We start from the raw sequence: 16748 nt of genomic DNA, 5'->3' as shown, positions 1-16748 counted from the left end.
AGCCCGGCGTGTGTCCTGAGCATGCGCCGATCAAAGGGGCGTCGAACCCGTCGTTGACGACCTTCATACGCCCGCATCCTCGATCTTTACGCGATCTTTGCGCGTGGCGATTCGGGCTCAATCGAGGCCGTGAATACAGCTGACGTATTCAGATATCGCAATGCCGAATCAGTAGTTCAGCAACTCCGATGTACCAATAGCGGGAATCTACTGATCTAATGTATGCATGCGAAATAGACAATCGACTGCTGCTGATAAGGATGCTCCCGAAGCATCCAAGGCACTCAGCGTTGGAGCGCAGGTCAACGTCACCACTGACGACAACACTCGAGAAGGCACCATCGTCGAGGACTTCGGTGTTCTCCCCGAGGCCACGGTCGATCTCGGTGACGGACTCAAGGTCAGCCCGAAGCGCTTTGCTGTGCTGCTGAACGACGGAAGCCTGGTGTTCGTCAACGACGACAGCCTCGAGGCAATCTCGTAAAACGCGGCGCCGTCAACGACGGCGCTGCATGACCTCCCGCAGCTCAGGACTCGGTTCGCCCTCGAGTTGGCGCAGGTAATTCTCGACAACCTCGATCATCTCCGCGTGCCCTTCGCGGACGCCGAGAGTGTCTTCCATGACCACAACCCGCGAGATGCTGGTCATCAACACTATCGCCGCCACTGCCGGCATCTGGTCGAGATCAACCCCATATCTGCGCAGCACTTCCTCGATACCGGCACTTGCCTCGCTGCGGAACTGTTCAGAGATCCGCACGATCTCGGCCCGAAGTTCTTTGCGATGGTTCGACAATGCGATGAATTCCATCGTGAAGATCGCACCGGCCGGATCGGTACTGAACGTCCACAGCGCCCACAACGGCTGCTCGGATTTGAGCGCCAACGCCTGTACTTCGAGGCCTTGCTCGGCCCGACGCCGGAACAGCTCCAGGAACAGCTCGTCCATGGTGCGGAAGTAGTAGTGCACCAGCTGAGGTTTGAGGCCCGCTTCGTCGGCCACGCGGCGGGAACTCACCGCGGCATAGCCGTTCTCCAACATCAGACGCTCGGCGGCGGCAAGCAGCACCGCGCGATTTTTTGCGTCCGGGGCGCCCAGTCTGCGGGGCGATGCCATCGGGTTCGACCTCCGCATCATTGTCAGCAGCCATTTGGCTCACGACATGTTAGCGCGCCGTTGTCCACAATATCGACGGATGCTGTGCAAATGCCTAGCACCGCTCCGTGCAGAAACGCGAAATGGCCGCCCGGACAACCGGGCGGCCAGTTCGATGCGACGTGTCAGCGCTTGCGGTTCATCACCCGGTCAGCAGCTTCCCAATGCTCCTCGGCCACCCACAGGCGTGCGAACGCCGCAACCGCCTCATCGGGGGTCGCACCGCCGATGACGCGCTTGATGTCACCGGACGAATTGTTGGCCAATGACCTGGCCACGGCCTTCCAGCCCTCATCGAACGACGCCCGGGGCAGTACCCGGTCGACCAGTCCGATCCGCTCGGCCTCGGCAGCACCGAGAAGTGCCCCACCCCCGGCGAGCAGCAGGGCCCGGCTCTTACCGACCAGCTGCGCGAGTCGCTCTGCGCCACCCCAGGCCGGCATGATCGCCAGCGTCACCTGGTTGAAGCCGATCCTGATGTCGTCGGCAGCGATACGAATATCGGCGGCAACGGCAACCTCGGCCCCACCACCGAGTGCGTGCCCGTTCAGCGCCGCGACAACCGGTGCCGGGAACGCGGCGATCTGATCGCAGATCCCGCGCATCCGCCAGGCCATCGCCTCGGCCTCTTCGATTGTGCGCAGGGCGCTCAGTTGCTTCAGGTCTCCGCCGGAGACGAACGCTTTGTCGCCGCCACCCTTGATGACCAGGGCCTGAGCACCTTTCGCCTCATCCAGCGCCGTCTCGAGCTGATCCATGGTTTCCGGCGCAATCGCGTTCCGGGCCTGCGGACGGTCGATCGTGATGACCGCCAGGCCTTCGTTGAGTTCAAGTTCAACCATGGGAGATTCTCCATCAATGAGATTGGCATTCTTCAGTTATGAGAATATCATCATCACCGTCGGCCGTTGATCGCCTCACCCGGCCGATCGCGACCCCGGCCGTCGTTCGGTACCCGGACCCGGATCAGAGCTGTATTGGAGTTGTCTACATGCGAACCATCCCCGCCGACCTGGTGGCCAGATACGAGCAGCAGGGGTGGTGGACCGACGAGACCATCGGAGAACTGCTCGCAGCGGGGCTCGCTGCCGCACCCGATGTCGAGTTCCGGATCCATTCGTCGATCCGACCGTGGACGGGGACCTTCGCCGATGTCGAGCTGGTTGCCCGACGACTTGCCGCCGGCCTGCGTGACCGTGGCGTGGGACCAGGTGACGTCGTCGCATTTCAACTCCCCAACTGGATGGAAGCCGCGGCAACCTTTTGGGCCTCATCGTTCCTCGGCGCCACGGTGGTTCCGATTGTCCACTTCTATGGGCGCAAGGAAGTCGGTTACATCCTCGGTGCGATCAAACCCAAGGTGTTCATCGCCGCCGAGAAGTTCGGACGCCTCGAATACTCCCCTGATCTCAGTACCGACGTTCCGATCGTCGGGGTGGTCGGCCGCGACTTCGACGACCTCCTGGCCGACGAACCGATGTCCGGGATCATCGAGACAGATGCGGCGCTACCTGCACTGATCGCCTTCACGTCGGGTACAACCAGCTCACCGAAGGGCGTGATCCACAGCCATCGCACGCTCGGTTTCGAGACCCGGCAACTCGGCGCGTGGTATCCACCCGATCGCGGCAGCCAGCTCACCGCCGCGCCGGTCGGCCACTTCATCGGGATGGTCAACGCCTTCCTCATCCCGGTCCTCGACGGCAGTCCGATCAACCTCACCGACGCGTGGGATCCCGTGCAGTCGATGGACCTGATGAAGACGGAAGGCCTGACCGTCGGCGGCGGTGCCACCTACTTCGTGACCAGCCTGATCGACCATCCGGACTTCACCGACGAGTACCTGCCATTCATGAAATATGCCGGGCTCGGCGGGTCGTCGGTGCCTGCGGCGGTCACCACGCGACTCGAGGACCTCGGCATCACGGTCTTCCGCTCATATGGGAGCACCGAGCACCCGTCCATCGTCGGCTCGATGTACAACGCCCCCATCGACAAGCGCCTGTTCACCGACGGAAATGTTCTGCCGGGCGCCGAGATCCGGCTTGGCGACGACGGTGAGATCTTCAGTCGCGGACCGGATCTCTGCATCGGCTACACCGATTCGGAACTGACCGAACGTAGTTTCGACGAAAACGGCTGGTACCGCACCGGCGATGTCGGGGTGATCGACGAAGACGGCTACCTGACGATCACAGATCGCAAGGCGGACTTCATCATTCGCGGCGGGGAGAACATCAGCGCCTTGGAGGTCGAAGAGGTCCTGATGGGTATGCCGGCAGTTGCCGAAGCGGTGGTGGTCGCCGCGCCCGATGCCCGCCTCGGCGAGCACGCCGCCGGGGTCCTTCGACTCAAATCGGGCCATTCCATGCCCACGATGGCCGAAGTCCGCGCACACTGCGATCGGATCGGTTTGGCCAAGCAGAAGTGGCCCGAGGAGTTGCATCAGGCCGACGATTTTCCTCGTACCGCGAGCGGGAAAGTTCAGAAGTTTCAGGTGCGCAAGGATATTGCGACATCCGCATAAAGAGAATATGATTCTCACAAGAGGAAATGGAGGATCTCATGCCCGAAGCATTGCCGTATCCGTTGTTCGACGCGGACAACCACCTGTACGAGACCCAGGAGGCGCTGACCAAGTTCCTTCCGGAGAAGTACAAGAATGCGATCCAATACGTCCAGGTCAACGGCCGGACAAAGATCGCCATCCGTGGGCAGATCAGCGAATACATCCCCAACCCGACGTTCGACGTCGTCGCACGGCCGGGTGCCATGGAGGATTACTTCAAGAACGGTAACCCCAAGGGCCTGAGCAAGCGCGAGATCTTCGGCAAGCCGATCAAGTCGCCTGCCGCATTCCGTGAGCCTGCTGCGCGTCTCAAGCTCATGGATGAGCTGCAGATCGACCGCACGCTGATGTTCCCCACGCTCGCCAGCCTCATCGAAGAGCGCATGCGTGACAACCCGGAACTGATTCACGCCGTGGTCCACTCGCTCAACCAGTGGCTGTACGAGACCTGGGGTTTCAATTACGAGGATCGCATCTTCACCGTCCCGGTGATCAGCCTGCCGATCGTCGAAGAGGCCATCAAAGAACTCGAGTGGTGTGTCGAGCGCGGCGCCAAGGCCATCCTGGTCCGTCCCGCTCCGGTCCCCGGATTCAAGGGCCCGCGGTCGTTCGCCCTTCCCGAGTTCGACCCGTTCTGGAAGCGCGTCGTCGAGCTCGATGTGCTGGTCACCCAGCATTCGTCGGACAGCGGTTACGCACGCTACAACCAGGACTGGGACGGCACCAGCGACGAGATGCTCCCCTTCGTCACCAATGCCTTCCGCATGGTCAGCGAATGGCGTCCGATTCAGGACACAGTTGCCTCGTGGGTCTGCCACGGCGCCCTGTTCCGGTTCCCGGAGCTGCGCATCGCGGTCATCGAAAACGGTGCCAGCTGGTTGCCGCACGTGCTGCAGACCCTTGCAGACGTGTACAAGAAGGCTCCTGAGGGCTTCGGCATGCAGGATCCGGTGGCTGCCATCAAGAAGAGCATCCACGTCAGCCCCTTCTGGGAAGAAGATTTCAGCAAGCTCACCGCCCTCATCGGCGCCGAGCGCGTGCTGTTCGGGTCGGACTACCCGCATCCCGAGGGCCTGGCCGAGCCGACCACGTACATCAACCACATCCAGCATCTGCCTCTCGAAGATCAGAAGCTGGTCATGGGCGGAAACATGGCGAGGTTGCTCAAGGTATGACCTGGGAGACCATCCCGCAGATGGTCCTCTCCGTCGACGATCGCTTCGGTGACAACGAAGCGATCGTCGACGGACCGCTCCGGCTGACTTTCCGTCAACTCACACAACGGGTTCGGAAGGCAGCCGGAGCTTTTGCATCAGCGGGCATCGACAAAGGCGACCGGGTCGCCATCTGGGCACCCAATTCGGCGGAGTGGGTCATCGCGGTCTTCGGGCTGCTGACCGCAGGCGGCGTGCTGGTCCCAGTCAACACCCGTTACAAGGCCGATGAGGCAGACGACATCGTCCGGCGTAGCGGCGCCAAGCTCCTGCTCGTGCAGCAGGGCTTTCTCGGGGTGCAGTACGGCGGCCCCGAAGGTGTGCCAGTCATCGACCTCAAGTCCGATTTCCTCTCCAGCGGTGAGCCTTTCGAGTGCGAGGTGAGCGGCGACGACATCGCCGACATCATGTACACCTCCGGTACCACCGGACGCCCCAAGGGCGTCATGATGAACCACCGGCAGACGTTGCGGCTGTTCTCCGAGTGGTGCGACCTCGCAGACCTACGCGAAGGCGACCGCTATCTGGTGGTCAACCCCTTCTTCCACATGTTCGGCTACAAGGCCGGCATGATCGCGTCGATGATCCGCGGTGCCACCATCTTTCCCGTGCCGGTCCTCGACGTCGATGCGGTACTCGATCTCGTCGAACGCGAGAAGATCACGATGCTTCCCGGCCCCCCGACGCTCTACCAGTCGTTACTGGCGGCCAACGACGGTAGCCGCGACCTCTCGTCACTGCGGGCCGCTGTCACCGGTTCGGCCGACATCCCCGTCGAACTGATCCGCCGGATCAAAAATGACCTCCCCTTCGAAACCATCATGACCGGCTACGGCCTGAGCGAGGGCGGCACAGCGACCGCATCACGGGCGGGCGACACCTTCGAACAGATCGCCACCACCGTCGGAACACCGTGCGATGGAATCGAATTGCACATCGCCGACGACAGCGAAGTCCTGATCCGCGGGTACAACGTCATGCAGGGCTACCTCGACGATCCGGCGGCAACCGCCGAAGCCATCGACTCCGACGGATGGCTTCACACCGGAGATCTCGGAAGTCTCGACGAGGGCGGCCGCCTGCGCATCATCGGCCGCAAGAAAGACATGTTCATCGTCGGCGGTTTCAACGCCTACCCCGCCGAGATCGAAGGCTTCCTCCTCGAACATCCGGCGGTCGCACAGGTCGCGGTCATCGGTGTGCCCGATGACCGGCTCGGCGAGGTCTGCAAGGCGTTCGTCGTCACCAAAGAGGCTGTGTCCGAAGCCGATCTGATCTCGTGGAGCCGCGAGCGCATGGCCGGCTTCAAGGTCCCGCGCTCGATCGAGTTCCTGACCGGGCTACCCACCAACGCAACCGGCAAGGTTGTGAAAGATCTTCTCCGATGAGTTCGGAGTCGATAGTCTGACCTGACACACCCCCATCACGAGGACCGCCCGATGGACACAGATCTCCCTTTGATCGACGAACACCGGTTGTCCGTCAGTGCACCCGTGTTGACAGTCTGGGAAGCACTGACCGCCTGGATCGCCCGCACACAACTCGGCACCAACACCCAGTTCGCGCATCTGGTGGGAACCGATCCGCGGCGCGCTTCGGGCACGATCCCCGACGTCGGCGCCACGATCCCCGGATTCGCGGTGACCGAATCCGTACCGGGCGACCACATCACGCTGGCCGGTCGCCACCGCTTCTCCCGCTACCTCCTGCGCTTCACGGTGAGCGGCGACGCGGGTGGCTCAGAGATCAGCGCCCGCTCCTATGCGACGTTTCCCGGAGTGCTCGGCTGGGGCTATCGACGTTTCGTCATCAGCTCCGGAGCACACGGACTGATCGTCAAACGCATGCTTACGCAGATCCGAAGCAGCATCGAGTAAAACACCCGCCGCACTCCCCCGTCGCACGTGCCAACGGACCATTGACCGCGCCGAAGTTGCTCACAACCCCTGCTCGATGAACGTGGCAAGCCTCGCGATCTGTTGCTCGTTTCGCTTGTAGTGCGTCCATTGGCCAATCCGTGTGGTGGTCACCAGATCAGCTGCATGGAGTGCGGCCATGTACTGAGACGCCGTGGATTGCGATACCTTTGCCCTCGCCTGAATGTGCTTGAGGCACACTCCGATCTCCTCGGCAGGCGCGAGCTGCGGAGGGAAACTTCCTGGGTCTTTCAGCCATTGCAGGATCTGCACACGCGCGGGATTCGACAGCGCTTTGAACGCGGAATCCCATGCCGTACCTGTCGATGCTTCGTCCACGTCGCTCAGCCTACCGCTAGATCGCAATATCCCGATACATGTGGTTGACTAGCAATATCGCAAGATCGCGATATACCAATGGAGGTCGGGATGACGCAGAACAACAAAGTGGCACTCGTGGTCGGAGCCCGAGGTGTGATCGGTGGAAACCTGATCGACCACCTCGCATCAATCGGCGAATGGGACATCATCGGACTTTCTCGGCGAGGCGGCACGGACTCCGGACCGGTGAAACACATCGCAGTCGACCTGCTCGATCCAGACCAGACCACGGCCGCGCTGAGCGGACTGGACGCGGTCACCCATGTCTTCTACGCCGCCTATCAGGACCGCCCGACGTGGGCCGAGCTGGTGGCGCCCAACCTGGCGATGCTGGTCAACACTCTCGACGCCATCGAACCGGTCGCTCGAGGACTCCAGCACGTCAGCCTGATGCAGGGATACAAGGTCTACGGGGCCCATCTCGGACCGTTCAAAACACCTGCCCGCGAGAGCGATCCGCCGCACATGCCGCCGGAGTTCAACGTCGACCAGCAGCAATTCCTCGAACGCCGACAAGCAGGCAAGGGGTGGACCTGGTCAGCGATCAGACCATCCGTTGTGTCCGGATTCGCACTGGGCAACCCGATGAACCTCGCACTGGTCATCGCCGTCTACGCGACCATCTCGAAGAGATTGGGTGTCCCGCTGCGCTTCCCCGGAAAACCCGGTGCGTACACCAGTTTGATCGAGATGACCGACGCCGGGCTACTGGCCGAGGCAACGGCCTGGGCCGCCACCAGCCCCGACTGCGCCAATCAAGCGTTCAACATCAACAACGGCGATCTCTTTCGCTGGCAAGAGATGTGGCCCAAGATCGCAGCGTTCTTCGACATGGACGTCGCACCTCCACTCCCGATGTCGATGGCGCTGGCAATGGCAGACAAGGAGTCGGTATGGGACGAGCTCGTCAAGGAGCATGATCTGGCTCAAACCCCGTACTCCGACGTCTCATCGTGGGAGTTCGGGGACTTCGTATTCAGTTGGGACTACGACTTTTTCGCCGACGGATCGAAAGCCCGACGGGCCGGGTTCCACCGCTACGTCGACACCGAAGCAATGTTCCTGGAGATCTTCACCGACCTCCGAACCCGCAAGATAATCCCCTGACAACCAGCAGTACAGGTTCGTCGCCTACGACTGCACCGAATTCGCCACCATAGGGCGCCGACCAGGGATACCACTCCTTGTCAGACCACTTCGATAGACTGACCGGTCGTGAACCTGAGGATCGCGAAAGATATTGCAGTGCAACCAAATTGACCTGTTCGAAAGCTTGTGCGAACTGGGTTGGGGCCGTATTGTTGAGCTATGGACTTCGGGGAATGTTCGCCAGGTTGTCTGATCCGGCAGGGGATGCGGCTTTGGTCGCCGGTGATGATGCTGAGATTTCATCACGCACGGTGGCGGTTATTCGACTCAATCATGTTGTGGAACAGATACTTTTTCGGCTGGTCGGTGAACTTGATCGGCGTGGGATAGCGCAGAAATCGGGTGATGGTTCCACCGCAAGGCTGTTACAACAGGCCGGGATGGCGCCGGCGGTCGCGCACAGATACGTGCGGGTAGGTAAGGCACTGAACAACATTCCGTCGGTGGCGTCCTATGGTGTGGACGGAACACTGTCGGGTGAGCATGTCGACTCTATCGTGAAGGGGCTGAACCACATTGAACGGCGAAACCCTGATCTACCCGACGTTGATCGTACCGATTGTGTGCGCGGACTCCTGACCGAAGCGCTGATGGCGACACCCGCCGCGGTATCGGAGCGAGCACGGCACATGGCGATCGTGTTGTCACCACCGGACAAAGAGATACCCGATGCCGAGAATCACGACTTGAATGAGTTCTCATTCGCAACCGGCGACGACGGCCGCACGCACGGAGTGTTCGACCTGGACAACCTCGTGGGCGAGAAACTTGCCGTCGCGTTGAAACCACTATCCACACCAGTACCCGAACCAGATGGGTCACCAGACCCACGTAACAACGCCCAAATCCGGGCCGATGCCCTGGAACGACTATTGGACTTCTATCTCGGACAGGAAAACCGGCCCTCCAGCGGCGGCGTGAAACCGCACGTGACGGTGACAGTGACAGCCGAATACCTCCAAGCACTACAGCTGCGCGGACTCGGCAACGCCACACCACCGGCGATAGCGCCTGCATTCGAATGGACCGGACCGGCCTCAGCACCCACCGCGCAGATGCTCGCCTGCGATTCAGTCATCACGAAAATCCTGCTCGACAACAACTCCGTACCACTCGATGTCGGACGCGAGCACCGCACCGTGACCCCGGCGATCCGCAAAGCACTGATCGCCCGAGACCGCGGCTGCGCATTCCCAGGCTGCGGCTGTCCTGCCGGCTACACCGATGCCCACCACATCGACTTCTGGCGCAACGACGGAACCACCAGCCTGACCAACATGGTCCTGCTGTGCCGACGCCACCACCGATACATCCACCACCGCAGGTGGACAGTCTTCATCGGTCGCGACGGACACCCCTGGTTTGTTTCACCCGACGATGCGAGCAAGACACCGCTGAGATCGCATGCCCGCCGCACCCTGACCACCGAATCCATCGCCGCCTAGAACGACCAGGCCCGGAACCGCCAGACCTCATGACGGCACATTCCACGTACCCCAAGTAGCGCAGATAGCTCTGCCCTGCAAGCTCTTTGAAAACTTCACAGCGTGGTGGCCGAACCTAGCGGGACGAGTCCGGTCCCTCGAGGATCGTCACGGCGGCAACGGCGGTGGGTCCACCGAGGTTGTGTGCCAGGCCGACCTTGGCACCGTCCACCTGGTTGATGGCGTTGCCGCGCAGCTGGTCGAACAACTCGACACACTGCGCGACACCGGTCGCGCCCGGCGGATGCCCCTTCGATTTCAGGCCTCCGCTGGGATTCACCGGCATCGAACCACCGACGGAGGTGTCGCCGGCCTCGAGCAGCTTGTAGCCCTCGAACCGGTCAGCGAAGCCCAGGTCCTCGTAGCTCATGATCTCGACGCCGGTGAAGAAGTCATGCAGTTCGGCGACATCGACGTCGGCCGGTGTCATCCCGGCCATGGAGAACGCCTGCTTGGCCGCACGAACCGTGGCCGGGAACGTGGTCATATCTTTCTTGTGCTGGTGCATCACCGAATCCAGCCCGAGACCGACACCACGGACCCACACGGGCCGATCGGTGTAGCGGTCGACGACGTCTTCGGAGACCAGGATCAGCGCGGCAGCGCCGTCACTCTGAGGCGCGCAGTCGTAGAGACCAAACGGTGTCACCACAGTCGGGGCCTCGAGTGCCTGCTCCATGGTGATCTCGAATCGCAAGCGCGCCTTCGGATTGTTCACACCCTGGCGGTGGTTCTTCACCGCGACCATCGCCATGTGTTCACGGGTCGCCGGCGACTCGTAGAGGTAGCGGCTCACGTGCAGGGCGAATCCTGCAGGTGCGACCAGACCGAGCGGGTAGTCCCAGGCCATGTCCCGCGACGTCGCCTCCCACTCCCAGAGCATGTCCTTGGAGGCCGTCTCGCGGAGCTTGTCGGCACCCATGACGAGCGCGACGTCGAACGCGCCGGAGGCGATGCCGTACAACGCATTACGGACCGCGTCATTGCCGGTGGCACACGAGTTCTCGATGCGCGTGACCGGAATGTCGGGCAGGCCGAGGGAATCGGCGAGGATGCCCGACGGGAAGCCGTCGGTGGTACCCATCGCACCGAACCAGGCGGCCTGCAGGTCATTCTTGTTGATGCCCTTGTCAACACTGGCCGCCGCCTCGGCATAGGCCATCGGCAGCAGATCCTTGATTCCGTGAGCGAAGTGTTCGGCGAACGGGGTCATACCCGCGCCGACAACTGCAACCTTCCTCATACCGCTGCTCCTTCCACAACAAGTTCGGGCTCAAATGCGTAGCCGTAGTCGGGAACTCCCGACCGCATGGCCACCCGACGGAGAGCCAACCGCCCGCGATCACCGATACCCACAGAACCGGGATCGGCACCGGTCACCTTCACCAGTGCTCGCACATTCACATCTTCGAGCTCGACGATCACCAGCGAATACGGAGTCTTCAGACCCGGCACCGGCACGTACACCGTGACACCGGTGTAAACGGTCCCGGTCCGCGGCAGCGGTACGTGTTCGTATTCGGTCTGCAAAACAGAGTCGTCGGAGACCTGGTAGCGCGGCGGGAAGTCGAGCTGGTCGGAACCAGCGTGTCGGCCTGCCTCCCAACGCACTTTCGCCTCGAATGCCCGTTCATACGCCGCCAGCGAGATCGGGATCTCGTTTCCGGGGATGTACGTTGTCTCGATCTTGGGCCGGGCAGTCGGCTCACGCCGGTGAAGCGCCACCGACCCGGCAGCAACTGTTATCCCGGAAAGGCTCGCCTGTTCAATGGCTGCCAAAGGACCGGTCGTCTCCGACTCGGCCATCGCCGCCAGGGCGAACAGACCTGAACTGGCCCCCACTGTCGGCAGGTGTGCCGAGAACTCGGGGCTCAGTTCGGTTGCGTGCTTGTGGTCAACGCCGGCAACGGCTGTCGGATGATCCAGCCATGCCGCTGCCAGCGAGGCAACCAGGCCGCGATCGTGCAGCAACCGCGGGTCACCGTAGTCATGGACCACACCGGTGGAATTGCGCGTGCGGACCGGGAGGCTGCGCGCCACCCGGGCCGACGTGCGTACGTGCAGACCGCAATCGGAGGTCAGAGCGGCGGCCGCTCCGGCCGGATCGAGATCCACACCGATGACCAGCGTCCGCTGGCGCGCCGAACTCAACGCATCAAGCGTTGCCGGCGCGCCACCGAGACGCTCGGTCACCTCTAGCTCGGGGTCGAGATCAAGCCCGGCGAGAAGCACTGCAGCATTGCTGCTTTCGAGCAAAGGGAGGTCACGGGTGACAAGAACAACCGAGTCGACCGCACCCCCTTTCGACAGTGCTGCCCGACCCGCCTCCACCGCCATCGTGATGGCATCCTCATCGTCACCGGCGATGCGATGTTCCGAGGTACCCCACGGCGGCAGGTACGTTCCGATAGAGGCGATGTAAGGCATGTTGATCTCCCGATTTACCTAGGTGACCGCGCCGGCGGTCTTCAGTTCGATGATGCGGTCCCAGTCGAGTCCGATTTCCTGGAGGATCTCATCGGTGTGGGCGGCGAACTCCGGGGCCGCAGTGGTTTCCGTTGCGGCTACATCGAATTGCACCGGCGTGGAGACCAATTCGATCTCACCGGCCTGGACGAGGTAGTCATTGGCCCGGACCTGCGCGTCGGACGACACCTGGAGCGAATCCTGCACCGGCGCCCACGGGCCTGCCAGTGTCCCGAAGCGGACGGTCCAGTCCTCCAGCGTGCGGCCCTTGATCGCCTCACGCAGGATCGCCACCGCGGCGTCGGTATTGGCAGAGATGTCCTTGCCCGTGGCGAATCGCGGATCGTCGATGAGTTCCGGCCGCTCGATATGCCTGCAGACATCCGCCCAGAATTTCGCCGGCTGCATCATGATGAACGAGATGTACCGACCATCGGCCGTCTCGTACACACCGGTCAGCGGATTCACCGGCGAACCGTGCACGCCGGGAACCGGTGCGACCATCGGCTCCTTCAGATGAGCTGACAATGCGATGCCGTGTCCCATCGCCCACAGGCCACTGCCCAAGAGCGACACATCCACCACCGACGGTTCACCGGTCCGCTCACGTTTGAGCAACGCGGCGGCGACGCCACCGGCCAGGTTGGTCCCGGAGATCGTGTCGCCGTAGGCCGGTCCCGGAGGCGCGATCATGCCTTGGGTCCCAGGAGGAGTGATGGTTGCGGCCGTACCGGCACGGCACCAGAAGGCGGTCATGTCGTAGCCGCCCCGATCGGACTCCTGGCCACGCGGACCCAGAGCGCTGCCGCGGGCGTAGATGATCTTCGGGTTGATCGCCCGAATGTCGTCGACGTCGATCCCGAACTTGGCACGGTGGTCGGGCAGGAAACTGGTCAGGAAGACGTCCGCCTTCTTGACCAATTCGGTCAGGACTTCCTTGCCCTCAGGCTTGGACATGTCCAGGCCCAGACTCCGCTTGCCACGGTTGGCATGCTCGATGTTCGGGTTGGGGTCGCCCACGACGACCATCGTGCCGGTCTGGCGCAGTCCGCGTTGCGGATCGCCCGTCACGGCGTGCTCGATCTTGATCACCTCGGCGCCCCAGTCCGAAAGAACCGCACCGGCGGACGGGACGAAGCCGTACATGGCGACCTCGAGGACGCGAATGCCCTCTAGTGGCTTCATGCACTCACCACCGGAGCCGCAAACGCCTTGGTCTCGAGGAACTCTTCGAATCCGGCGGCACTCATCTCACGGCCGAGCCCCGACTGCTTGTAGCCGCCGAACGGGACGTCCGGTGTGAAGTAGTTGCCACCGTTGATACTGAACGTGCCGGTCCGGATCCGGCGACCGATCGCGATTGCCCGATCCTCGTCGGCGCTCAGGACGCCACCGGACAGACCGAACTGCGAGTCGTTGGCGATACGCACGGCATGCTCTTCGTCGTCGAACGGGATCACGGCGAGGACCGGTCCGAAGACCTCGTCCTGGGCGATCTCGCTGGACGGGTCGACATTGGCCAGCAGTGTGGGCTTGTAGAAGTAGCCCGGGCTCACGGGCTCGCCACCGAAGGCCAGTGTCGCGCCGGCTTCGACGGCCCGCTTCACCATGCCGTCGACCTTGTCACGCTGACGTTCGCTGATCAGCGGACCCATGTAGATCTTCGGGTTGGTCGGGTCGCCGTAGGAAATGTGCCCCATCATCGCTGCAACCGCCGCGACGATCTCGTCCTGCTTGTGACGCGGCACCAGCAGGCGGGTGGTCAGCGCACAGCCCTGACCGGCATGCGAACAGATGCTGAACGCCGCGAACTGGGCAGCGGTCTGCAGGTCGGCATCCTCGAGAACGATCAGGGCCGACTTGCCACCGAGCTCCAGGAACACCTTCTTGAGGGTGTCGCCTGCGGCGGACATGATCTGGCGGCCGACAGGGGTGGAGCCGGTGAACGTCACGACGTCGACGTCGGGGTGCGTGGTCATGACCTGACCGACGGCGATATCGGTGGACGAGAGCACATTGACCACACCGGCCGGGATGTCGGTGTGGTTGGCGATCAGTTCGCCGAGCGCCAGGGTGAGCAGCGGGGTGTCGGGTGCGCCCTTCAGGATCACAGTGCAACCGGCGGCAAGCGACGGAGCCAGCTTCGCGAGCGCGAGCTGAGTCGGGTAGTTGTAGGCGGCGATGGCCGAGACCACGCCGGCTGCTTCCTTCTCCACCCAACGACGGTGGCGCTTGCCGTTCAGCTCGACCTCGCCGAGGTCTTCGGTGAGCGGGTAGGTACGGAGCAGATCCGCGTAGTACTTGACGATGCCGATCGGCGCTTCGAGCTGGTTACCGTGCGTCAGGATCCGGGTGGCACCAACTTCGGCCATGGTGAGCTCACGAAGGTCCTCGAGGTTGTCGAGCATCGCCTGGTGCAGCTGATCGAGGCACTTGATGCGGAATTCGGTGTTGGTGGACCAGTCGGTGTGATCGAATGCCTGGCGCGCGGCGGCAATGGCCGCATTCGCCTCGTCGACACCCGCATCCGGGGCGTAGCCGTAAACCTCTTCGGTGGCCGGGTTCAGCGAGGGGAACTCCTTGTCCATCGCCACCAACTCTCCGCCGATGAGCAGACGTTTGCGGACTCCGCCACCTTTCACGTCGAGTCCTCCATCGGTCGCCACTGCTTCCTGGGCTGGCATTGCGCCTCCTCAAAATCTGTGAAAACTTCATTCTCAAATATGACCAACGCCACATTCGCCTTAAACGGACTGTAGCAACATTTCCAGCCAACGCCTACCCCGAGGTAGCCCCATCCAGGGCCGGGCAAACGGACAATAGCCGCAGCCCAAACGCATCAAACTCTTGCCGACTGCTACATTTCGAGAGTATCGTTCTCACAAATAGAAAGGGAGATTCTTGTGATTGAGACAACAGCCCTCGGCCCCGCCCTCGGCGTTCAGGTTCACGGCGTAGACGACCTGAATGACCCCATCGTGACCGCCCGGTGCCTCGAGGCACTCAAGTGGCGAGGTGTCCTTTTGATCCGCGGACTGGACCTGAGCGATGAGGACCAGGTCACGTTCAGCCGCAAGCTCGGACCGGTGCAAGCGCCGGGAGGCAAAGAGGTCTTCGTCGTCTCACTCAACCCCGAGAAGTCCCGCTCGGCCGAGTACCTCAAGGGCACTCTCTTCTGGCACATCGACGACACCTGCAACGACATCCCCTCCAAGGCCACGATGCTCACCTGCAAGCATGTGGCGATGGTCGGCGGCGGCACTGCCTTCTCCAATACGTACGCCGCATACGATGCACTCCCCGAGGCAGAGAAAAAACGCCTCGAGGGTCTACGCGTGCACCACAGCTTCGAAGCCGCCCAGCGGCTGGTCGACCCGGACCCCAGCCCCGAAGTGCTCGCCGGCTGGCGGACACAACCCACGCACGACACGTCACTGGTCTGGGACCGCAAGGACGGCCGTAAGTCGCTGGTCATCGGCGCCACCGCGGAGTACATCCTCGGAATGGACCCGCAGGAGAGCCGCGAGCTGCTCGACGAGCTGCTGACCTGGACCACACAGGACCGCTTCTCGTACAGCCACGAATGGCAGGTCGGCGACGTGGTGATCTGGGACAACACCGGAATGCTGCACCGCGCACTGCCTTACGACCCCAGCTCTGAACGCGAGATGCACCGAACCACGATGGGCGGAACTGAACCATGGGCGTGAAGACTGCAGTTGTCACCGGCGGTAGCTCGGGGATCGGTCACGCCGTAGTCGAGCGGCTGGTCGCCGACGGCTACAACGTCGCCTCCTTCGATCGGACACCGAGCGAAGAAAAGAACACCTACACCGTCGATATCACCAGCCGTGAGCAGATCGACGCCGCGCTGGCGGAAGTTCGCGACACCTTCGGTCCGGTCACCGTGCTGGTCAACGCCGCAGGCATCGACAGTTTCGGCCGCTTCGTCGATCTCGACTTCGATGAGTGGAAGAAGATCCACGAGGTCAACCTCCACGGCACCTTCCACTGCATCCAGGCCGCGTTGCCGGACATGCTGAAAGCCAAGTGGGGCCGGATCGTCAACATCTCGTCGTCCAGCGCACATTCGGGCCAGCCGTATATGGCCGCGTATGTCTCGTCGAAGTCTGCAGTCAACGGACTGACCAAGTCACTGGCCCTCGAACTGGGCCAGGTCGGCATCACCGTGAACGCGGTACCGCCGGGCTTTGTCGACACCCCGCTCCTGCGGAGTGCCGAAGGCCAGAAGCGTCTCGGCGGCACCGTCGAAGATCACATCCTGCGCACTCCGGTACGCCGGGTCGGACGGCCCGAGGACATCGCCGCCGCCTGCGCATTCCTGATCTCCGAGGACGCCAGCTACATCACCGGTCAGATCCTGGGCGTCAATGGCGGGCGAAACACGTAGGA

At 62.6% G+C, this 16748-nt stretch carries 16 protein-coding genes; 9 read left to right on the top strand and 7 right to left on the bottom strand.

Annotated elements, in window-relative coordinates; translation table 11 throughout:
• Positions 1-226 precede the first annotated feature (226 nt).
• Positions 227-484 (top strand): hypothetical protein, encoded by a 258-nt coding sequence (locus AC1TQG_RS12185; protein WP_482137156.1) that lies wholly within the window; start codon positions 227-229, stop codon positions 482-484.
• Between the two features lie 12 nt (positions 485-496).
• Here the strand turns inward: AC1TQG_RS12185 and AC1TQG_RS12180 are convergent, their stop codons facing one another.
• Entirely contained in the window at positions 497-1117 is a 621-nt protein-coding gene (locus tag AC1TQG_RS12180; protein ID WP_482137155.1) for a TetR/AcrR family transcriptional regulator, read from the bottom strand.
• Between the two features lie 164 nt (positions 1118-1281).
• Complete coding sequence (locus tag AC1TQG_RS12175) at positions 1282-1998, bottom strand: enoyl-CoA hydratase/isomerase family protein (protein ID WP_482137154.1); 717 nt, start codon at positions 1996-1998, stop codon at positions 1282-1284.
• 149 nt (positions 1999-2147) lie between these two features.
• Here AC1TQG_RS12175 and AC1TQG_RS12170 point away from each other — a divergent pair, with 149 nt between their 5' ends.
• From AC1TQG_RS12170 to AC1TQG_RS12155, 4 genes are read left to right on the top strand one after another with little or no spacing between them, the layout of a single operon-like run.
• Entirely contained in the window at positions 2148-3683 is a 1536-nt protein-coding gene (locus tag AC1TQG_RS12170; protein WP_482137153.1) for an AMP-binding protein, read from the top strand.
• Positions 3684-3721: 38 nt separating this feature from the next.
• On the top strand, positions 3722-4900 hold the full coding sequence (locus AC1TQG_RS12165) for an amidohydrolase family protein (protein WP_482137152.1): 1179 nt from the start codon (positions 3722-3724) through the stop codon (positions 4898-4900).
• On the top strand, positions 4897-6327 hold the full coding sequence (locus AC1TQG_RS12160; RefSeq protein ID WP_482137151.1) for a FadD3 family acyl-CoA ligase: 1431 nt from the start codon (positions 4897-4899) through the stop codon (positions 6325-6327). The genes AC1TQG_RS12165 and AC1TQG_RS12160 overlap by 4 nt, the downstream gene beginning before the upstream one ends.
• A gap of 51 nt (positions 6328-6378) precedes the next feature.
• Complete coding sequence (locus AC1TQG_RS12155) at positions 6379-6816, top strand: hypothetical protein (RefSeq protein ID WP_482137150.1); 438 nt, start codon at positions 6379-6381, stop codon at positions 6814-6816.
• 60 nt (positions 6817-6876) lie between these two features.
• Here AC1TQG_RS12155 and AC1TQG_RS12150 read toward each other — a convergent pair whose 3' ends face one another.
• Complete coding sequence (locus tag AC1TQG_RS12150; protein WP_482137149.1) at positions 6877-7194, bottom strand: ArsR/SmtB family transcription factor; 318 nt, start codon at positions 7192-7194, stop codon at positions 6877-6879.
• A gap of 90 nt (positions 7195-7284) precedes the next feature.
• On the opposite strand from AC1TQG_RS12150, the gene AC1TQG_RS12145 reads away from it, so the two are divergent.
• Both AC1TQG_RS12145 and AC1TQG_RS12140 read left to right on the top strand, forming a co-directional pair.
• Complete coding sequence (locus AC1TQG_RS12145) at positions 7285-8343, top strand: SDR family oxidoreductase (protein ID WP_482137148.1); 1059 nt, start codon at positions 7285-7287, stop codon at positions 8341-8343.
• A gap of 293 nt (positions 8344-8636) precedes the next feature.
• Positions 8637-9830 (top strand): HNH endonuclease signature motif containing protein, encoded by a 1194-nt coding sequence (locus AC1TQG_RS12140; RefSeq protein WP_482137344.1) that lies wholly within the window; start codon positions 8637-8639, stop codon positions 9828-9830.
• A gap of 115 nt (positions 9831-9945) precedes the next feature.
• Here AC1TQG_RS12140 and AC1TQG_RS12135 read toward each other — a convergent pair whose 3' ends face one another.
• From AC1TQG_RS12135 to AC1TQG_RS12120, 4 genes are read right to left on the bottom strand one after another with little or no spacing between them, the layout of a single operon-like run.
• Positions 9946-11112 (bottom strand): thiolase C-terminal domain-containing protein, encoded by a 1167-nt coding sequence (locus tag AC1TQG_RS12135; protein ID WP_482137147.1) that lies wholly within the window; start codon positions 11110-11112, stop codon positions 9946-9948.
• On the bottom strand, positions 11109-12296 hold the full coding sequence (locus AC1TQG_RS12130; RefSeq protein WP_482137146.1) for a Zn-ribbon domain-containing OB-fold protein: 1188 nt from the start codon (positions 12294-12296) through the stop codon (positions 11109-11111). The genes AC1TQG_RS12135 and AC1TQG_RS12130 overlap by 4 nt, the downstream gene beginning before the upstream one ends.
• 18 nt (positions 12297-12314) lie before the next feature.
• The gene (locus AC1TQG_RS12125; RefSeq protein WP_482137145.1) at positions 12315-13520 is read right to left on the bottom strand and encodes a CaiB/BaiF CoA transferase family protein; all 1206 of its coding nucleotides are present in this window, start codon (positions 13518-13520) and stop codon (positions 12315-12317) included.
• Positions 13517-15019 carry an aldehyde dehydrogenase family protein gene (locus tag AC1TQG_RS12120; protein ID WP_482137144.1) on the bottom strand — a complete coding sequence of 501 codons (1503 nt, stop codon included), beginning with the start codon at positions 15017-15019 and terminating at the stop codon, positions 13517-13519. The genes AC1TQG_RS12125 and AC1TQG_RS12120 overlap by 4 nt, the downstream gene beginning before the upstream one ends.
• 219 nt (positions 15020-15238) lie before the next feature.
• Between AC1TQG_RS12120 and AC1TQG_RS12115 the strand changes: the two genes are divergently transcribed.
• Together AC1TQG_RS12115 and AC1TQG_RS12110 are read left to right on the top strand one after the other, a co-directional pair.
• Entirely contained in the window at positions 15239-16045 is an 807-nt protein-coding gene (locus tag AC1TQG_RS12115; RefSeq protein WP_482137143.1) for a TauD/TfdA dioxygenase family protein, read from the top strand.
• Positions 16042-16746, top strand: a complete 705-nt coding sequence (locus tag AC1TQG_RS12110) for an SDR family NAD(P)-dependent oxidoreductase (protein WP_482137343.1) — start codon at positions 16042-16044, stop codon at positions 16744-16746. The genes AC1TQG_RS12115 and AC1TQG_RS12110 overlap by 4 nt, the downstream gene beginning before the upstream one ends.
• Positions 16747-16748: the final 2 nt, after the last annotated feature.

Source organism: Williamsia sp. Y844, from assembly GCF_056786475.1.
The sequence above is the reverse complement of the archived record's forward strand: the minus strand, read 5'-3'. Positions and strand labels throughout refer to the sequence as shown.